Source organism: Lacticaseibacillus baoqingensis, from assembly GCF_003946165.1.
Lineage (GTDB): Bacteria > Bacillota > Bacilli > Lactobacillales > Lactobacillaceae > Lacticaseibacillus > Lacticaseibacillus baoqingensis.
This window is the reverse complement of sequence record NZ_RHOI01000079.1, coordinates 1-1,348: the sequence shown is the minus strand read 5'-3', so window position 1 is coordinate 1,348 and position 1,348 is coordinate 1. Positions and strand designations below refer to the sequence as shown.

The following is a 1,348-nucleotide window of genomic DNA, read 5'->3' as shown; positions in this document are numbered from 1 at the left end:
TGAACTGAACCCTCTGAGTTGGAGGAAATCTAACTCAGGGGGTTTTACTATGCAGTTTTCTGTTCAAGATAAGATCAATGCAATTCTGGATTTTAAACAAGGCCTCGGCATCGTCAAAATTATGCGTAAATATGGCATTACCGGGACCGCGACTGTTTACGAATGGATCCGGCGTTTCAACGAAATGGGGATCCAGGGATTATCTGATCAAAGGTTATGCAGGACAAACTATGACTATTCCTATAAAATCAAGGTAATTAAATGGCGAGCAAAGACCGGCGCCTCACTGCCTGTGACAGCCAGACACTACCAAATCAGTCACCCTGCGCTGATTTACCAGTGGGAACAGGCTTTGAAGGCAGGCCGGCTCCAGCCAAGTAAAGGACGGTCTAGGGGTATGCCCGATAAACCAGATGCACAACGTCAGAACAAGACTAATAAGCAGCTTCAGGAGGAAAACGATTATCTTCGGGTTCGTATTGCCTACCTGGAAAAATTGCACGCCTTGGCTCAGAAGAAGAAAAAGTTTCAAACCAAGAGAAAGCCCAACTGATCAATGAGCTAAGGCGTGAATTTAAAGTGAGGTTGGTTCTGATTTTGCGTGCCGTAGGCATGTCTAGCAGCAGTTACCATGATGCCAACAAGAGACAGTATCAGCAAGACTCCGAGCAGTTAATTGACACGCTTAAGTTACTGCGTAAAGAGCACGAGGACTACGGATACAGGCCTATGACATTGGCACTCAGAAACATGGGGCATACTATCAATCACAAGAAAGTCCTGCGATTGATGAGCAAATACGACCTTCTCTGTCGGGCTTTCGAACGTAAGACGAGAAAGTATAATTCATATCGGGGAAGCGTAGGCAACATCGCCCCCAACCGGTTAAAGCGACGCTTTAAGACTGATCGGCCCTATCAGAAGATTGTCACAGACGTAACCGAGCTGCGCTGGGGCAACAAGACTACCGATGAACGAGCCTACTTTACTGCCTACATGGATTTATTTAGTGGTGAAATTATTAGCTGGGCGATCGGTCTCCATCCAACAGTGCAGTTCGTTACAGATCCGTTAGATCAATTACTGGCGCACCGCCCTGAGCTATCGTATCGAATGACGATTCACTCCGACCAAGGGTTTCAGTATCAGAATTGGGAGTATCGGCATCGGCTTAAGGAAGCTAAAGTATTCCAAAGTATGAGCCGGAAAGCAACCTGTCTCGATAACGCAGCAGCCGAAAGCTTCTTCCATATTCTCAAAGTTGGAACTGTTCATAATCACGCCTATGCTAATTTCGAGGAGCTGAGGACAGCTACGATTGCCTTCGTCAACTACTACAATCACAAAC

The 1,348-nt window shown here is 46.4% G+C and carries 2 protein-coding genes; both read left to right on the top strand.

What is annotated here, in order from left to right; translation table 11 throughout:
* The first annotated feature begins 49 nt into the window (after window positions 1-49).
* Window positions 50-553 carry a helix-turn-helix domain-containing protein gene (locus EKM91_RS13730; protein WP_125754449.1) on the top strand — a complete coding sequence of 168 codons (504 nt, stop codon included), beginning with the start codon at window positions 50-52 and terminating at the stop codon, window positions 551-553.
* A 26-nt stretch (window positions 554-579) separates the two neighbouring features.
* Window positions 580-1,348 (top strand): IS3 family transposase (locus EKM91_RS13725; RefSeq protein WP_238475785.1); only part of this gene is annotated, 769 nt, incomplete at its 3' end.

Coding starts and splice junctions, on each gene's coding strand:
- EKM91_RS13730 (WP_125754449.1), top strand. CDS start 50: ATGCAGTTTTCTGTTCAAGATAAGATCAATGCAATTCTGGATTTTAAA.